The 16,509-nt window shown below is 47.7% G+C and carries 14 protein-coding genes; 10 read left to right on the top strand and 4 right to left on the bottom strand.

Going from position 1 to position 16,509, the window contains the following annotated elements:
* The first annotated feature begins 3 nt into the window (after positions 1-3).
* From WC647_11575 to WC647_11555, 5 genes are read left to right on the top strand one after another with little or no spacing between them, the layout of a single operon-like run.
* A complete protein-coding gene (locus WC647_11575; GenBank protein MFA6222941.1) occupies positions 4-759 on the top strand; it encodes a RibD family protein in 756 nt (251 codons plus the stop codon).
* Between the two features lie 42 nt (positions 760-801).
* Positions 802-1,863: a zinc-binding alcohol dehydrogenase gene (locus tag WC647_11570; protein MFA6222940.1), complete on the top strand. Its 1,062-nt coding sequence runs from the start codon at positions 802-804 to the stop codon at positions 1,861-1,863.
* Positions 1,860-2,264 (top strand): 6-carboxytetrahydropterin synthase, encoded by a 405-nt coding sequence (locus tag WC647_11565; protein MFA6222939.1) that lies wholly within the window; start codon positions 1,860-1,862, stop codon positions 2,262-2,264. Before WC647_11570 ends, WC647_11565 begins: the two co-directional genes overlap by 4 nt.
* On the top strand, positions 2,261-3,352 hold the full coding sequence (locus WC647_11560) for a glycosyltransferase family 4 protein (protein ID MFA6222938.1): 1,092 nt from the start codon (positions 2,261-2,263) through the stop codon (positions 3,350-3,352). The genes WC647_11565 and WC647_11560 overlap by 4 nt, the downstream gene beginning before the upstream one ends.
* Positions 3,345-4,283, top strand: coding sequence for a hypothetical protein (locus tag WC647_11555; protein MFA6222937.1), 939 nt, complete (start codon positions 3,345-3,347; stop codon positions 4,281-4,283). Before WC647_11560 ends, WC647_11555 begins: the two co-directional genes overlap by 8 nt.
* A gap of 92 nt (positions 4,284-4,375) precedes the next feature.
* Here the strand turns inward: WC647_11555 and tsaA are convergent, their stop codons facing one another.
* From tsaA to WC647_11540, 3 genes are all read right to left on the bottom strand, one after another.
* Positions 4,376-4,879 carry a tRNA (N6-threonylcarbamoyladenosine(37)-N6)-methyltransferase TrmO gene (tsaA, locus tag WC647_11550; protein ID MFA6222936.1) on the bottom strand — a complete coding sequence of 168 codons (504 nt, stop codon included), beginning with the start codon at positions 4,877-4,879 and terminating at the stop codon, positions 4,376-4,378.
* A 148-nt stretch (positions 4,880-5,027) separates the two neighbouring features.
* A complete protein-coding gene (locus tag WC647_11545) occupies positions 5,028-6,197 on the bottom strand; it encodes an acyl-CoA dehydrogenase family protein (protein ID MFA6222935.1) in 1,170 nt (389 codons plus the stop codon).
* A 28-nt stretch (positions 6,198-6,225) separates the two neighbouring features.
* Positions 6,226-7,080: a 3-hydroxybutyryl-CoA dehydrogenase gene (locus WC647_11540; protein ID MFA6222934.1), complete on the bottom strand. Its 855-nt coding sequence runs from the start codon at positions 7,078-7,080 to the stop codon at positions 6,226-6,228.
* Between the two features lie 215 nt (positions 7,081-7,295).
* On the opposite strand from WC647_11540, the gene WC647_11535 reads away from it, so the two are divergent.
* From WC647_11535 to WC647_11515, 5 genes are all read left to right on the top strand, one after another.
* On the top strand, positions 7,296-8,450 hold the full coding sequence (locus WC647_11535; protein MFA6222933.1) for a thiolase domain-containing protein: 1,155 nt from the start codon (positions 7,296-7,298) through the stop codon (positions 8,448-8,450).
* Between the two features lie 51 nt (positions 8,451-8,501).
* Entirely contained in the window at positions 8,502-8,669 is a 168-nt protein-coding gene (locus WC647_11530; protein ID MFA6222932.1) for a hypothetical protein, read from the top strand.
* 80 nt (positions 8,670-8,749) lie between these two features.
* Positions 8,750-9,163 (top strand): Zn-ribbon domain-containing OB-fold protein, encoded by a 414-nt coding sequence (locus WC647_11525; protein ID MFA6222931.1) that lies wholly within the window; start codon positions 8,750-8,752, stop codon positions 9,161-9,163.
* Positions 9,164-9,473: 310 nt separating this feature from the next.
* A complete protein-coding gene (locus WC647_11520; GenBank protein MFA6222930.1) occupies positions 9,474-10,715 on the top strand; it encodes an efflux RND transporter periplasmic adaptor subunit in 1,242 nt (413 codons plus the stop codon).
* Between the two features lie 14 nt (positions 10,716-10,729).
* On the top strand, positions 10,730-13,876 hold the full coding sequence (locus WC647_11515; protein MFA6222929.1) for a multidrug efflux RND transporter permease subunit: 3,147 nt from the start codon (positions 10,730-10,732) through the stop codon (positions 13,874-13,876).
* Between the two features lie 46 nt (positions 13,877-13,922).
* On the opposite strand, the gene WC647_11510 is transcribed toward WC647_11515, so the two are convergent.
* On the bottom strand, positions 13,923-16,388 hold the full coding sequence (locus tag WC647_11510) for a PAS domain S-box protein (GenBank protein ID MFA6222928.1): 2,466 nt from the start codon (positions 16,386-16,388) through the stop codon (positions 13,923-13,925).
* Positions 16,389-16,509 lie beyond the last annotated feature (121 nt).

Raw genomic sequence — 16,509 nt, 5'->3', positions numbered from 1 at the left:
AAGATGGACTTTTTAAGGCCTTTGTTGGCTCTTGCTCCCGAGTATAGAAAACGTAACGGAAGACCCTTCATCACTCTAAGCTATGCCCAGAGCCTGGACGGGTGCATATCGTCCCGCCCGGGTGAGCCGCTGGCTCTCAGTGGACAGAGATCACTTCGACTTACACATCAACTTAGAGCCGCTCATGACGCCATTCTTGTAGGAATAGGAACCGTTTTTTCAGATAACCCCAGGCTTACCGTCAGGCTGGTGAATGGACACGATCCGAGACCTGTGGTGGTGGATAGCTTCCTTAGGATTCCGCTTGATTGCAACCTCTTTAAGGAATCTTCCCGAGATCCGATAATTTTCACGAGTCACATGGCTGACGATAATAAGATCAAAATACTCGAGCAAAAAGGAGTTATGGTTGTTAGGGTTTCTTCCAATGACAAAGGTTTGCTGAATCTCCAGGAAATATTGGCTATTTTGGGTGATTTGTCCGTGAATAGTTTGATGGTGGAGGGTGGAGCCCGCATCATTACAAGTTTCCTCATGGAAAAAGCCCCGGATTTTGTAGTGCTTACGGTTGCGCCTGTTCTGGTGGGAGGATTGAGAGCGGTGAGCGACCTGGGTGAGTCGGACCCGAACCACTTTCTCCGATTGGAGAACCCAGGCCATAAGTGGTTGGGAAAGGACCTTATCCTCTGGGGGAACCTGGTGAGTAATGGAGCCAATCACTCGCAATTACCAGCCGCAGTCGGAGGATCCTGCTTTTAGCGCAGGCGTTTCTACCGGTAAGATGAAATCTTCTGAAATAAAGTGACCTCAAATAATTCAAAAATTCGGGCGCGGTCTCTGTATTTTGAAGGGCCCAAAATCGTAAACATACGGGAAAGCCTTATAGAAAGACCTGAATCAGGGGATGTTCTTGTTGAAACTCTTTTGTCCGCCATCAGTTCTGGAACGGAATTTCTTGTTTACCGAGGTGAGTGGCCCGAGGAACTCACTGTTGACGACAGCATATCGTCACTGTCCGGTACGTTCTCATACCCTCTAAAGTATGGATACGCGAGCGTTGGCCGTATAACGCAAATCGGTCCGAATGTGTCCCCTAATTTGCTGGGAAAGCTCGTTTTTGCGTTTAACCCGCACGAAACACATTTTGTTTCCGCTTCGGACAGACTAATTGTTCTGCCGGAAGATCTGACTCCCGAGGCAGCCTGCTTTCTTCCAAACATGGAAACAGCGGTCAGCCTGGTCATGGATGGCCGCCCACTCATAGGAGAGACGGTCGCTGTGTTTGGTCAGGGAGTGGTAGGGCTTCTGACAACCGCTTTGCTAGCTCGGATGCCTTTAGGAAAGCTTGTAACGTTTGACAGACATCCGTTGAGACGACAGGCGTCGTTGGCGCTTGGAGCGGGTAAGTGTTTTGATTCCTCGGAGGAGTCTGCAACAGCTAATTTTGAACAGTCATCACAGTGTTCTACAGGTGAGGATTCCAGCGCTGATTTGACCTATGAACTTACCGGTCGGCCCGATGTTTTGAATCAGGCCATTTCAATAACCGGTTTTAGCGGCCGGATAGTGGTAGGGTCATTTTATGGTTCTAAGAAAGCGGAAATCGAACTTGGCAGATGGTTTCACAGAAGCAGAATCAAAATCATCAGCAGCCAGGTCAGTTCAATAGATCCACACCTGTCAGGTCGGTGGTCCAAGTCCAGACGCCTCGATCTAGCTCTGCGGATGATAGCGGAAATTAAACCGGAACAGTTGATCACTCATAAGATCAATTTCTCCGACGCAAAACGAGCTTACGAAATACTTGACAAACACCCTGAAGAAACAATTCAGGTCATAATCACTTATGGGGAAAATTCATGACATGTCATAGTGGTAATGCCATTTATGTAGTAGCGGTTCAGAGGAATTTCGTCGCTCGACATTTTCTTTTCGGGGGTGATTGGGGACCGGAAAACGAAATTCACTCCCATCATTATCGTGTAGAGGCACAATTGGAAGGGAGCGAACTCGATCAGCACGGGTATCTTGTCGACATTGTCGAGATAGAGAGCGTGCTTGATAGTCTAGTGGATCGATATCGGGATAATGTATTAAATCAATTAAAAGAATTCTCCGGTATCAATCCAAGCATAGAACACTTTTCACGTATTTTTTGCGAAAATATGTGGAGCGGTGTAACAGCCTCAAATATCAGTGGGATAACGATCAGGATTTGGGAAAATGAAATAGCCTGGGCTTCATATCGAAGAGAACGTTCTTGAAAGTTGGACTGGTAATTTATGGCAGCCTGGAAATCCTAACAGGCGGTTTTATCTACGATCGTAAGCTGGTCGATTATATTCAGTCCAAAGGAGCGTCTGTCGAAGTATTTTCCTTACCTTGGCGCGACTATGCGTCTCACCTGACGGACAATTTATCTTTTAGGTTCTTTAAACAATTAAGAAGCGCCAATTGTGACCTGCTTCTGGAAGACGAGTTAAACCACCCGTCTCTGTTACTTGCAAATACTTTTCTGAGCCATTCGCCAAAATATAAAATTGTGTCGATAGTTCATCATTTGCGGTCCAGCGAACTCAGGTCAAAAGCCGCTAATCACTTTTATCGCATGTTGGAAGGTATTTATCTCGAATCCGTAGATGGTTTTATCTTCAATAGCGATACCACTCGGGACAGTGTGGGGAAGCTAGCGCCGGTCCATAAGCCGTATGTGAGGGCTTATCCCGGGAGGAAGGCCATTAATCGGGGGATTGATGGTGAATTCATTCGAAAAAGGGCTGAAGAACAAGGCCCATTGAGATTACTCTTTGTAGGCGGACTTATTCGGAGAAAAGAACTCCACACACTTCTGGAAGCGTTGTCATGTATCCCGAAAAAGGATTGGGATTTAAGAGTTGTGGGCTCTCTTGATACGGACAAAAATTACACGAAACAAATATTGGAGCGTTTGAGGCGGCTCGACCTTGAAGATAATGTCTCCTTGTTGGGCTCTATGTCCGGCGACGACCTTGACGCTGAATACCGGAACAGCCATGTTCTGGCGGTCCCTTCCTCATATGAGGGTTTCGGTATAGTCTATCTGGAATCAATGGGCTTTGGGGCCCCTCCAATGGCATCAACCGCTGGAGCGGCGCACGAAATGATTACCGACGGGGAAAACGGGTTTCTCGTATCCCCCGGTGACATCAAGGGTATTGCAGAGCAAATCGGTCGCCTGTGCGCTGAAAGATCTCTTTTGACTGAAATGGGACTGGCCGCTCTGGACCGCTTCATAGCGCATCCAACCTGGGAGCAAAGCTGCGACAGGATATATAATTTCATGAAAGAAATGGTTCTAGAGACTCATGTTTAATGAATCCGACTATTCATTTGCCAGATATTTGTCTTCGAAAAAAAGCGTGGATAACCGTGCTTTAAACAGGTTGGTATGGGAGAAATTGAGATCCATCCTTGCAACTGAGCGTGCAAGAAAATCACTGGCGATATTGGAAATTGGGGCGGGTATAGGAACGATGTTTGAGCGTTCGCTTGAATGGGGCCTATTTAACAACGCCCATTACGCAGTGATTGACGCTATGACGGAAAACATCTCGGAGGCAAAAGCAAGAATCCCTGGATGGGCTTATAACGTTGGATATCGGGTTACAGAGATTTCCGACGATGAATTGAGACTAACCGGTTCGGGGAGGGAAGTCACCTTGAGACTGGAAGCGGGTGATTTCTTCCAGTTCGCAAGAGAAAGACTCACAAATACCACTTGGGATTTGATCATAGCCAATGCGTTCCTGGATCTTGTAGACGCAGGGAGGACCTTGCCGATTACTTTGGGGCTCCTGAAACCAACCGGGTTGCTATATTTCACCATCAACTTTGATGGCTCTACTGTTCTCGAACCCGAAATTGACGCTGAATTTGATGCGCTTGTTGAACAGCTATATCACCGAACCATGGATGAACGGATAATAGATGGCGCCATATCCGGTGACAGCAGGACCGGTAGGCATTTCTTCGAGGTAGCTCGAAAAAACCATGTGGAAATACTGGAAGCAGGGCCTTCGGATTGGACGGTCTTTGCGGGGAGAAGTGGCTATCGCGAAGATGAAGCCTATTTCCTGCATTTCATAGTCCACACAATGTATCTTGCGCTTAAAGATAGACCGGAACTCGAACCAGACAGATTTCGGAGATGGATAGAGAAAAGACACTCCCAGATTGAAGATCATGAACTAGTCTACATAGCCCATCAGCTCGATTTTCTATGCAGGAAGTCAGACAATATTTAGAATCTGTTGAGAAAGCTTTCTATACTGCCTTGATTCTGTGAGCGCTGAGATCAAACCACGTTCTTGAGGGGGAGAGCGTTAAATGGTCTTGATTATTTAACGCAGAATCTTTCATCGGATTTCTTGGTTCTCGCCTGAAGCTGCTTCCCTGTCATCCACCCGGTTTTCGTGTCATAACGATTGTCAAAATCAGAAACAAAAGGTTTGATATCAAGCAGTGGCGTACCGTCTACAATGTCAGCGTCCTCTATTTCAAGCCTGTTTTTGTTGACAGATATCAATCTTACAACGGAGAAACCGATTGGATTTGGTCTCTTAGGCGCTCTGGTAGCGAAAACCCCTCTCAATTTGTCGTCCAGAAACGGCTTCACGTGCAGGCTGGCGCCCTTGGAAAGGTGAAAATGGTAAATCAGTATAAGATGCGAGTACCCTTCAATGTCCTGCAGTCCCTCGGCATATTCTGGAAACAACTCCACCGATCCCTTTGTTCCTTCTGCGCCGAGAGGCTGTATCGGCATTCCTTCTACATCCTCAAAACTGGTTCGAATTATACCTATAGGTTTATACACAATTTCGCTTGTCGCTTTTTCAGACATTAGCTCCGCCTTTAAGCGAAAGAGGCGCCTTAAAGACGCCTCTTGTAAACTGGTTTCCATCTAACGAGAACTGGATCAGTTGTTAACTACTGTTACCGGCCAACTTACTCATACAAAAGCTCATATAACCGGTCTTCCGACGAAAGGTCTATAAGGTTCCGGCGATAACCAACCGCTGGATTTCGTTTGTGCCCTCATATATCTGGGTAATCTTGGCGTCTCGCATCATACGTTCAACGGGATATTCCGTGCTGTATCCGAAACCACCCAGAACCTGCACCGCTTCAACGGTAGTCCACATCGCCACGTCCGAACAATAGGCTTTGGACATAGATGAATGCCTTATGATTTCGGGTGGAATCTTGGACAAGTCCTTCCCCACACTGTGCAATAATGAGCATGTCTTCCACAGAAGCATTCTTGCTGCGGTAATCCTCATAGCCATGTCCGCGAGCTTGAAAGCTATCGCCTGATGCTTAATGATGGGTTTACCGAAAGTGATCCTTTCTTTGGCGTACTGAGTGGCGTACTCGAAAGCGCCCGCAGCTATACCAAGCGCTTGAGCGCCTACAGAAGGACGACTGAAATCGAGGGTTTTCATCATAACATGAAAGCCGGAGCCTTCTTCTGCAAGGCGGTTTTCGACAGGGATTTCCACATCCTCAAAAACCAGTTCTCTTGTGTCAGAGCAGCGAATACCCAACTTACTTTCTTTCTTCCCAATCGTGAAGCCTGGCCATCCTTTTTCAACGATAAAAACACTAGCCCCTTTGTAGGACGGCACATCCGGATCTGTAATGGCGTAGACGCTGAAAGTATCTGCTATCCCACCATTTGTGATCCACATCTTTGAACCGTTTAAAATGTATTTGTCGCCTTTTCGGACTGCGCGTGTTTTGAGGGCAGCGACATCGGAACCGCCCTTCGATTCCGTAAGACCGAATGCCGCGGTTGTTTCCCCTGTTGATAGTGGTGTCAAATATTTTTCTTTTTGTTCATGGTTTCCAGCCAGGATAATTGGTAGGCTGCCAAGTTCCTGCACCGAAGGTATCAGCGCTACAGACGCGTCCGCTTTTGCAAGTTCTTCAACAGCGATACAATGCGCCAGCATGCCGGCTCCCATACCACCGTAGGCTTCGGGAAAATCGATACCCATCAACCCATTTTCTTTCATGAGTTCAAGCATTTCGTAGGGATACTCTCCCTTTTTGTCTCTTTCTTCGGCTCCTGGCGCAATTTTCTCTTTTGCAAGGCGCCTTACCATATCTTGAAGCATCTGTTCTTCTTCGGTCAGTCCGAAGCGATCAATTCCTTCCATGTTTTCCTCCAAAAATGACTGAGATCAATCATGAGTAATCGTAAAAGCCTTTGCCGCTTTTTCTACCCAGGCGGCCCGCTCTAACCATTTTCTTAAGCAATACCGGCGGCCTGTATTTGGGATCTCCAAACTCTTCGTACAGATGTTGTTGAACACTCAACAGAGTGTCCAGGCCTACTAAATCAGCCAAAGCAAGGGGGCCCATGGGGTGATTGGCGCCGAGTTTCATTCCCTCGTCGATTTCCGCTGCTGTCGCCAATCCTTCCTGAAGTACGTAGATAGCTTCCGTCACCATAGGGACCAGAATCCGGTTAACTACAAATCCAGGCGCTTCCAGGACCTCGATACCAGTTTTTCGCATCTTGTTTGCTACTTCTTTGGTTATCTTGACTGTTTCATCAGAAGTCCCGTACCCTCTTATCACTTCAACCAGTTTCATGACTGGAACAGGATTAAAAAAATGCATTCCGATGAACTTGTCCGGTCGATTTGTTGCGCCGGCCATCTCTGTTATGCTTAAAGCCGATGTGTTCGAAGCGAAAATCACGCTTGGGGCAGCTAGGGAATCCAATTCCTTGTAAACCTTTTTCTTTAGATCAAGGTTCTCTATGACCGCTTCGATAGTCATGTCCACATCCTGCGCCAGGTCCGCCAAACTCAGGCATGTGGAAATACGACCACGAGTAGCTTCTGCTTCAGATGATGGAATAACGCTTTTATCAAGCATACGTTTGAGATTTTTTTCTATTGTCGAGATGCCTTTTGCTACAAATCTCTCCTCGACATCCATGAGGTTGACTTGAAAGCCACTTTGAGCCGCTACTTGCGCGATGCCGGCGCCCATGAGTCCTGCGCCGATGACGCCGATTTTTTTAATCTCCATTCACGATTCTCCCTTCTGAATGGGAACTTTTTGGCGATAAAGCAAAAAAGGATAGAAAAGAAATTTTGCTTATTTTCTCAGATTTAACAGAGAGAAACGGTTTGATCAAGCGTTTCCGACAAAATTCACGTCACCGGATTGCTCAACACATTCTGGTGTGGTAAAATGCCAAAGTCTTTATCAGTGAATAGAAGTTCCTGAACGAGGAGGATTGAATGCCAAAGGTAGGGGTCATAGCGGTCGGGCAAAGCGCGTTTGTCCGCGCATATCCTGGGTCAATTCGTGAACTAGCGTTTGAAGCGTTCAGAGAGGCTCTCCAAGGATCTGGAATCAAGTCGGAGCAGGTAGACGCTTCCATCATTTGCTCAGCTCCGGAGTACGATAAACAAAGAACACCAGCGGGGTTGGTGGCCGAATATTTAGGCTTGAATCCTCAACCGACTTTCTACGTGGAGAGTGTCTGCTCTTCGAGTTCAAGCGGCTTGCGGACAGCGTACGCTCTCATAGCTTCAGGGCTGCATGATGTTGTCATGGTTCTTGGGTTTCAAAAAATGTCTGAGATCTCCTCAGCAGAGTCACAGGAAAGAATGGGCAGGGGAGCCGACATCCAATGGGAAGCCCCATTCGGAACGATGATGCCCGCATATTACGCAATGTACGCCAGAGGCCATTTTCACAAATACGGTACCACTGAAGAAGATCTGGCTCTGATTCGTCTAAAATCTTCCACTTATGGGGTAGTAAATGAAAAAGCGGTATTTCGTAAATCCCTGACATTCGAAAAGATAATGGAACCGAAATATATCGCCACTCCTCTGAAAATGATGGATTGCTGCGCGAATGCGGATGGATCTTCATGTGTTATTTTGGCTTCGGAGGAAAAGGCCAAACAACTTTGTGAAAAGCCCGTCTGGATTCGTGGTCTTGGTATGGCCACAGCTCCGATAAATATGGCTGGCAGAGACACGTTTAGTGGACTAAAGTGCGCCCAGTTAGCCGCTCGCAGGGCATATGACATGGCTGGAGTCGGTCCCAGGGACATTGATGTGGCAGAGGTTCATGACTGTTTCACAATCGCAGAGATGATGGCCTACGAGGACTTGGGTTTTGCTGAACCTGGAAAAGGTAAAGAGTTGATCAGGAACAAGGAAACCTATAAGGAAGGCCGAATTCCAGTAAACGTTGATGGTGGGTTACTTTCAAAAGGTCATCCTATAGGCGCTACCGGTGGTTCCCAAATTCGAACAATAATCCTGCAGCTTCGAGGAGAAGCTGGAGACATGCAAGTTCCTGACGCCAAGATAGGACTTGTTCACAATATCGGAGGAGTTGGAATCTACGGGAACGTCAGTATATTCGGAATTGATTGACCCTAACCTTACCAGCCTTTAGCGCCCGGTTTCGTCTGTTAAGAGGAAGATGTGAAAATCAACCAGAACAAGGACCAACCTGAAGAACGACAGGAGACAGACGTTAAGGAAACTGAGGTTGAACTTGATCGAGAATGTCGGAAGGTGTTTTCAGGAATCAAAGAATCGAACCATTCCCGGTGGACGCTCGAATTTTCCAGACGATTTGGTCCAGGCTGAAAATAACTCGATGACGCTGGACGCGTTTCGAACGAAGAAAACAGAGTGTGCCGATCGGCGCGACAATATCGGAGGAAGATATGGGGTTTGAAGAATTCGGGATAGTAAGTTTTACTGGTACCACAAAAGCGGAAAAATTCGTGGATCTACTCAAGGACGGGAAAATTTGCGGCACTAAGTGCAAGTCCTGCGGCGCAAAATTCTTTCCGCCTCGCAGTGACTGCAACGTTTGTCTCAGCGAGGACATGGACTGGTTCGAAATAGCCGGAGCAGGACAGTTGATCACTTTCACGCAGGCAATGTACGCCCCAGCGGGATTCGAAAAGGATGTTCCGTATGTTTTGGGAGTAGCTCAATTTCCCGATGGAACCAAAGTGTTTGGGCGACTTGACAAGTCGCTCCCTGACAACGTCATCAAGATCGGTATGAACATAAAGCTCAAGGCCGTCGATCTGAATAACGGACGTTTGAGTTATGAACTGACGTCTGCCTGATCAGACCCTCGAGTTGATCAGATTCCCGGTCATTCTGAGACTAATTCCATTGGAGGGCTGGACAACCCGCTCCAGCCTTTCCAATTAACATTAGACCAAGCGCTCAAACAAACGTCTCTCGTCCTTGTAAACGCTTATCTGTGAACTAGCCTATTTGTAAGATGCCGAAGGAATAACCTTATTTGATCACTTGACGCCCATCGCTTCGTTTAAATCAACATCGCATATTTGAGCCATTGTTTATAAAGAAAGCAATCTTAGAGATGCGCAACTCTATTGTTGAGAGCAATCTGGATTAAGGATCCTGGCCATGAAACTTGGATTCTGGGAGGTCGCGTTGGGTTTAAGTCCCATTAATACTATTAATAAAAACGGATTTAAGCGGCGGCGCAAATTGTCGGCGCTGAGCTTATTGGGGCTCATGATCGTCACATCCGGTTGCGGTAAGTCCTCTAACGATTTTGTTCCACCCCCTCCAGAGGTAACGCTGAAGCATCCTGTCGAACAAGAGGTTACCACATACCTGGAGCATACAGGGGCTACGTCAGCGTTGGAATCCGTAGAGATCAGGGCGCGAGTCGCAGGTTATTTGGAAAGCGTCAAGTATCAGCCTCGCGCCAAGGTCAAAGCGGGCGATCTTTTGTTTGTAATTGACCCCAGACCCTACAGCGCCAAAGTTCAGCAGGCGCTCGGCGCATTAAACGCGCAGAAAGCGCAGTTGAGGATTCGACAGATCGAACTTGACAAATACACGGCCCTCGGTTCCAAGGAAGCTGTCGCAGAACTAAAATTGGAAGATACCAGGGCTGGACGAGATATGGCCGAGGCTGAACTCCAAAGGTCAAAGGCAAATCTGGATTCTGCCAAACTTGATCTTGAGTACACACACGTGAGATCCCCTATAAATGGGCGCGTAAGCCGAAATCTTGTTGATGTAGGCAATTTGGTAGGAGTAACAGGAGACACTCTCCTGGCCCAGGTTGTCAACGATGATTCCGTTTACGTGTATTTTAATTTGACCGAACGTGAGTTGTTGTCCTTGAATCGAAAATCTATCCGGGCCGATGGTGAATCTTCTCCGCAGAGTAGGCAGACCCCTGTGTACATGGGATTGGCGGATGAAATGGCGTACCCGCATGAAGGGAACTTGGACTATACGGACATCAAGGTTGACCAAAGCACAGGAACAATTCCGGTAAGGGCTATTTTCCCCAATTCTAAAGGATTGTTGTACCCAGGAATGTTCGCGCGTGTCCGAGTCCCAGTTGAAACGAAGGTAGAGATCCTTATCCCCGATGTGGCTGTGATGACCGACCAGGGGGGGAAATATGTGTTGGTTTGCAACGATAGCAACGTCGCCGAATTACGCAGAGTCAAAGTAGCGCAACTAGTCGGAGATATGAGGGTAGTGCAAAAAGGGCTGACAGCGAAGGATAACGTAATAGTCAACGGTTTACAGCGCACGCGACCTGGAGGCAAAGTTTACCCAACTACTGGGTCAGCTCAATCCGCGTCGCCCAGCGCAGCGGATCTTAAATCCGCAAAAGACTGAGCGAGGGGACCCCAGTGTTAAGCCGCTTTTTCATAGCCCGCCCCATATTCGCTTCTGTGATTTCAATACTCATAGTGATCGCAGGAGGGATGGCGGTCTTTACTTTGCCCGTGGCCAGATATCCCGAAATTACTCCCCCAATAGTCCAGGTAACGGCCAGTTACCCGGGAGCCGATCCAAAGGTCGTAGCTGACACTGTAGCAGCCCCGATAGAGCAGGAAGTCAACGGCGTTGAGAACATGCTCTACATGAGCAGCACCAGCGCAAGTGACGGTTCATACACGCTCAAGATAACATTTGAACTTGGAACGGACGCTGACACAGCGACTGTGTTAGTCCAAAACCGTGTTTCAAGGGCACTTCCCAAACTTCCGGAAGCCGTGCAACGGCTCGGAGTGAACACCAAAAAGACATCAACTACTTTTGTGGAGGTTTTTTCCATTTACTCAACGGATGGTGGTCATGACGACCTTTTCTTGACCAACTACGCCACGATCAACATCAAGGACCAACTCGCGCGTATTAAAGGGGTGGGGGACATCATTTGCTTTCCGACAAAAGACTACAGCATGAGAGTTTGGCTTGATCCAAACAGGCTGGAATATAATAGCCTTACAACCAATGATGTCGTTAACGCCCTCAGACAGCAGAATGTGCAGGTGGCGGCAGGACAGATAGGCCAGCAGCCTGCTCCTCCGGGGCAACATTTCCAGTTGACGGTAAACACCCTCGGACGTTTGACGGATCTGGATCAATTTGAAAACATCATTGTAAAGGTAGCCGACGGAACAAGAGTTACACGTCTGCGAGACGTGGCCCGCGTGGAACTTGGGGGAAAGACATATGACACAGTGTCCTTAATGAACGGTGTCCCTTCAGCCAGTGTTGTCGTGTTTCAATCGCCCGGTTCGAATGCGCTGGATGTAGCGGATCAGGTTACAAAGACCATGCAATCTCTCAAGCGGGATTTCCCTAGTGGGCTTGATTATAAAATAGTTTACGACGCGTCAGAGTTTGTAAGAGTGTCAATCCATGAGGTCATAAAGACGCTGTTGGAGGCTTTTCTTCTTGTTTCGCTTGTTGTGTTCGTTTTCCTGCAAGATTGGCGCGCTACATTGATTCCAGCCATCACCATCCCGGTTTCTCTCATAGGAACTTTTGCTGTAATGGCTTTGACAGGGTTGTCCATTAACATGATAACCCTATTCGGCATGGTTCTAGCCATAGGTATCGTAGTTGATGACGCAATAGTAGTCGTTGAAAATGTCGAGCGTAATATGCGTGAGTTCGGGTATTCTCCACGAAAAGCGGCGGTCAAGGCAATGGGAGAGATAACAGGGGCGATCATCGGGATTACCTTGGTCCTTATGGCGGTGTTTGTTCCCGCCGCTTTCCTCAGAGGTATCTCAGGGCAGCTTTACCGGCAGTTTTCTCTGACTATTGCGTTTACCACATTATTCAGCGCTATAAACGCTCTAACACTGAGCCCGGCCCTCTGCGCATTGCTGCTCCGTCCACATCAGAACAGGGCTCGTGGCTTTTTTGGGGCATTTAATAGAATCTTTGACCGCATAACCGAATCGTACACTCGTGCTGTGATTTGGTGTATGGGCCACGTGCGGCTGATGATCGGTATTTTTGCGCTGCTGGTGTTGTCTGCCTATTTTGGACTTCTTCGCGTGCCTACCGGGTTTCTTCCGGCGGAGGATGATGGTCTTATCCTTATCAACGCTCAGTTGCCGGACGGAGCCTCACTCAGCAGGTCCAAGGCGACTGTGGATCGCGTCACCAAGATTCTGAAAGGCACAAAAGGAGTGGCCAATTTCAACCTGATTCCCGGCTGGTCCATAATTGACGGAAACGCAGCCAATGTCGGTGGCGGGTTCGTGGCGTTGGAGCCTTGGGATGATCGTCTCAAGGATGGTCGCTCAAAGAGTGTCATTATGGCCGAGCTTTTCGCTAAGTTCTCGAAGATCCAGGAAGCCATAGTGTTTCCATTTTCTCTTCCGCCAATCCCGGGGGTTGGTCAGGGAGGCGGTTTTGAGATGCAGGTGGAGGATCGCTCCGGTCTTGGGCTTGTAGCCTTAGAACAGGCGGTCAATGAACTGGCCGCTGCGGGAAGATCCCGACCCGAGTTCCGTTCCGCATTCGCAACTTTTCGTGCCCAGGTTCCATCTCTTTTTGTAGATGTGGACAGAGTAAAGGCGCTGAAACTGAATATCCCACTACAAACAGTCTTTGATACCATGCAATCATTTCTTGGCTCAACTTATGTTAATGATTTCAATAAATTTGGTAGGACCTGGCAACTAACGGTTCAGGCAGATACCGAATTCCGTATGCGGCCTAAAGATATTGAAAGATTGCAGGTCCGCAATCTTGACGGAAAGATGGTTCCTCTGGGAACTATTGTCAAAGTGGCGGATGACCTCGGCCCTCAAAGAGTGGACAGATTCAATATGTTTCCGGCTGCCCGTGTATTTGGCGAAACGGCCCCTGGGGTAAGTTCCGGTAGGGCGTTGGAGCTAATGGAGCAACTGGCCGCGACGCATCTGCCTTACGGTATGGGATATGAATGGACGGGCATGGCCTATCAGGAGAAGAAGACCAGTGGTCAGATGGGGCTAGTGGTTGGATTGGCGGTTTTAGTGGTGGTGCTGATCCTGGCAGCGCAATATGAAAGTTGGGTCGATCCGGCAGCGGTGGTTCTGATAGTTCCTCTGGCGGTCTTGGGGGCTGTTGCGGCTTTGATGATAAGAAGTCTTGACAATAACCTTTACACCCAAGTTGGACTGGTGCTCCTTGTCGGGTTGGCTGCGAAGAATTCCATACTCATCGTTGAATTTGCAAGGCGACGGCTTGCGGCAGGAGACGACGTTTTTCAGGCTACACTGGAAGGAGCTAGGACACGATTTCGCCCCATCCTGATGACTTCTCTGGCTTTTGTGGCAGGAGTTTCCCCTCTCATGATCGCGACCGGCGCTGGAGCCGCAGGGAGACAGGCGCTGGGGACTGCTGTGGTTGGTGGGATGATTGGCGTCACCATCCTGGGGATTTTCTTCACTCCTGTTTTGTATCTGGCTCTACAAAAGATGAAGAAAAGGTTTGCCAATTCTCGGCCGTCTAAGCAACTGAAAGATTCAAATGACGATATGGAATAGTTTTTCTGGACCCGCCGCAATCAAATGAAGTGGGGCTTTATATCGTTCATCCATTGTCAATTACCTCACGAACTGTGGTCAAGAATTGTCCCATGTCGTAAGGTTTTCCGAGGAATCCTTTTGCCCCGCTTTCTAATAACTCTCTGACCTCACCATTCATGGAATGACCGCTGGCTATAAGTACCCTGGCTTCGGGGTTAACTCGGAGAATCTCCGTAAGACATCGCTTCCCGTCCATCTCGGGCATGATCAGGTCCAGGACAATCAGCGAGATCCTTTTACCCTCCCTCTCGTAAATTTCCAAGGCCTCTTTTCCATCGCCGGCCAAGATGACCTCGTATCCGAAACTCTTTAGGGTTGACTCACAAAGTTCTCTAATCACTTCATCATCTTCCACCACTAGAATGGTCTCCATACCACCAGGAATCGCCAAATCATCTATTGCAGGGCTAGAATCTTTTCTTGTCTCATTTACCGGGAAGTAAATTTTGAATGTGGTCCCATTCCCGGGTTCGCTGGAACACAGTATGTGTCCATCGTGTTTCTTAACGATGCCATAAACGGTCGCAAGCCCCAGGCCAGTGCCTTTGGTGACCCCCTTGGTAGTGAAGAAGGGCTCAAAAATATGAGCCACCGTTTCAGCCTCCATGCCAACGCCAGTGTCCGAAACAGTTAACAAAACATGTCGACCTGGTTTTAATCCAATATGATCGCAACAATAGTTTTCATCCAGGATTGCGTTTGAAGTTCCAAAGGTCAACGTCCCGCCGTAGGGCATGGCGTCCATGGCGTTTACCCCGAGATTCATCAGGATTTGGCCTAACTGTGACCGGTCAGCTTGGACTAATTCCAGGTCCCCTGTTAGATGCAAGTCAATTTTTATGGTCTTGGGGATCGCACGAGACATAAGTTGTTGGATCTGAAATACCTCTGAATTCAAATTAACAGGTTGATACACTGGCTCAACCTTTCGGCTAAAAGTGAGTAAGTTTTTAACGAGATCCGTTCCACGCTTTCCTGCTTCAAGTATCTTATGAATTTCTGAGTAATCTTTTTCTCCTTCCTTCTTACGTTGAAGCAGAGCTTCTGAATATCCCAACACTATCTGGAGAAGATTATTGAAATCGTGGGCAATACCTCCGGCTAGCGTCCCCACCGCCTTCATCTTTTGAGCCTGAAGAAGTTGGGCTCTGAGACTCTTGTCTTGAGTAATATCACGAAGGGTTACCACGTTCCCTGCCGGTTTTCCTGCGTCATCTCTTAGTAGCGCGGCGCTGATATTGATGTCCAGACAACGGCCATCCTTGGTTATTCGTCTGGTTTCAAAAGAAGGAACTACTTTCCCTTGGTAGAGAAGCTTTAGGGTTTCTATAGTCTTAGGTTTTTCTTCTTCAGGAACATAATCGATTCGTTTTCCAATCAACTCCTCTTCCGACCAGCCGAAAGTTTTTTCAAAGGCGGGGTTAACGTAAATGACTCCTCCGCCCTGGTCATAAACAACAATGGGATCCGGCGAGGATTTGAGGACGGTCCGATACTTCTCCTCGCTATCTCTGAGGGCTTGTTCAGCCAGTTTTCGAGGCATTACATCTTCCATCACAGCCAGGCATCCTTCAACTTTTCCTTGTTCAGATAACTTGGGAGTAAGAATCGCTCTCATACAAATTTCCTTGCCCCACTTGGTCCTGTAAAAAATGTTGGTGTCAATCTGCCTGTTCTCGGCCATGCAAGTTTTGAAGAGCCCAGAAATTGCCGTTTCTGCGAACGGAGGGAAAGTGATTACGTTGATCTCATTTCTAGCGTCTGCTCCAGGAGATCCAAGAATTTCCAAGACTGAACGATTAACTTCCAGAATTGAGCCGTCAAGGTTTACAAGCGCTATGCCAATGGGGGCGCTGTCAAATAGGAGACGATATTTTTCCTCTGATCCTTTCAATTTGGCTGTTCGTTCCGCTACTCTGATCTCCAATTCTTCTTTGGATTTGCGAAGTTCTTCCTCGGCTCGTTTCAACTTTGTGTGATCGTTGCCTATAGACAGTATTTCCGCCACTTTTCCGTTTTCGTCGAATATCGGCTTGTTGGTCCACGAAATCCAGACACGTTCCCCGTTATGACGGATGTTTTCGTTCTGATTTTTCTCATAAAGATCAGGATGAATAAATATGTCTTGAATCATCTCCTGAAGGTTCTTACCCGCATGGTCGGTTTCTGGGACGATGGTATCAACGACATTTCTGCCCAGGATTTCTTCTGCGTTATACCCGAAAAAGTCCTGGCCGAACTTGTTCAGGAAGGTGATCTTTCCCTCCCTGTCCCACCTTAGGATGACGCTGTTGGTGTACTCAACTAGTTCTCTGTAATTATCTTGAATCTTCCGGAGAGAATCCATCGCCTGATTGCATCCTGCGATGTCATTGACTCCCGTATCAACAGCCTCGTGGGTGGAGAACTCATCCGGGATCTCTTTAAATTCATCAACAAGCTGTCCTTGAGGGTTATCCTGGTTTTGCATGTGATGGTCCCCTGGAGTTGAAATACATCGTTAGAAGATCTCATTAGTAACCCATTTTCTATATAGAAAATGTCAATGATAAAATATACAAAAAAACTTAACAGCTACCCGTAAACTTGAT

The organism is Desulfomonilaceae bacterium, assembly GCA_041662605.1.
Taxonomy (GTDB): domain Bacteria; phylum Desulfobacterota; class Desulfomonilia; order Desulfomonilales; family Desulfomonilaceae; genus CAJBEZ01.
This window is presented reverse-complemented; position numbering and strand designations above follow the sequence as displayed.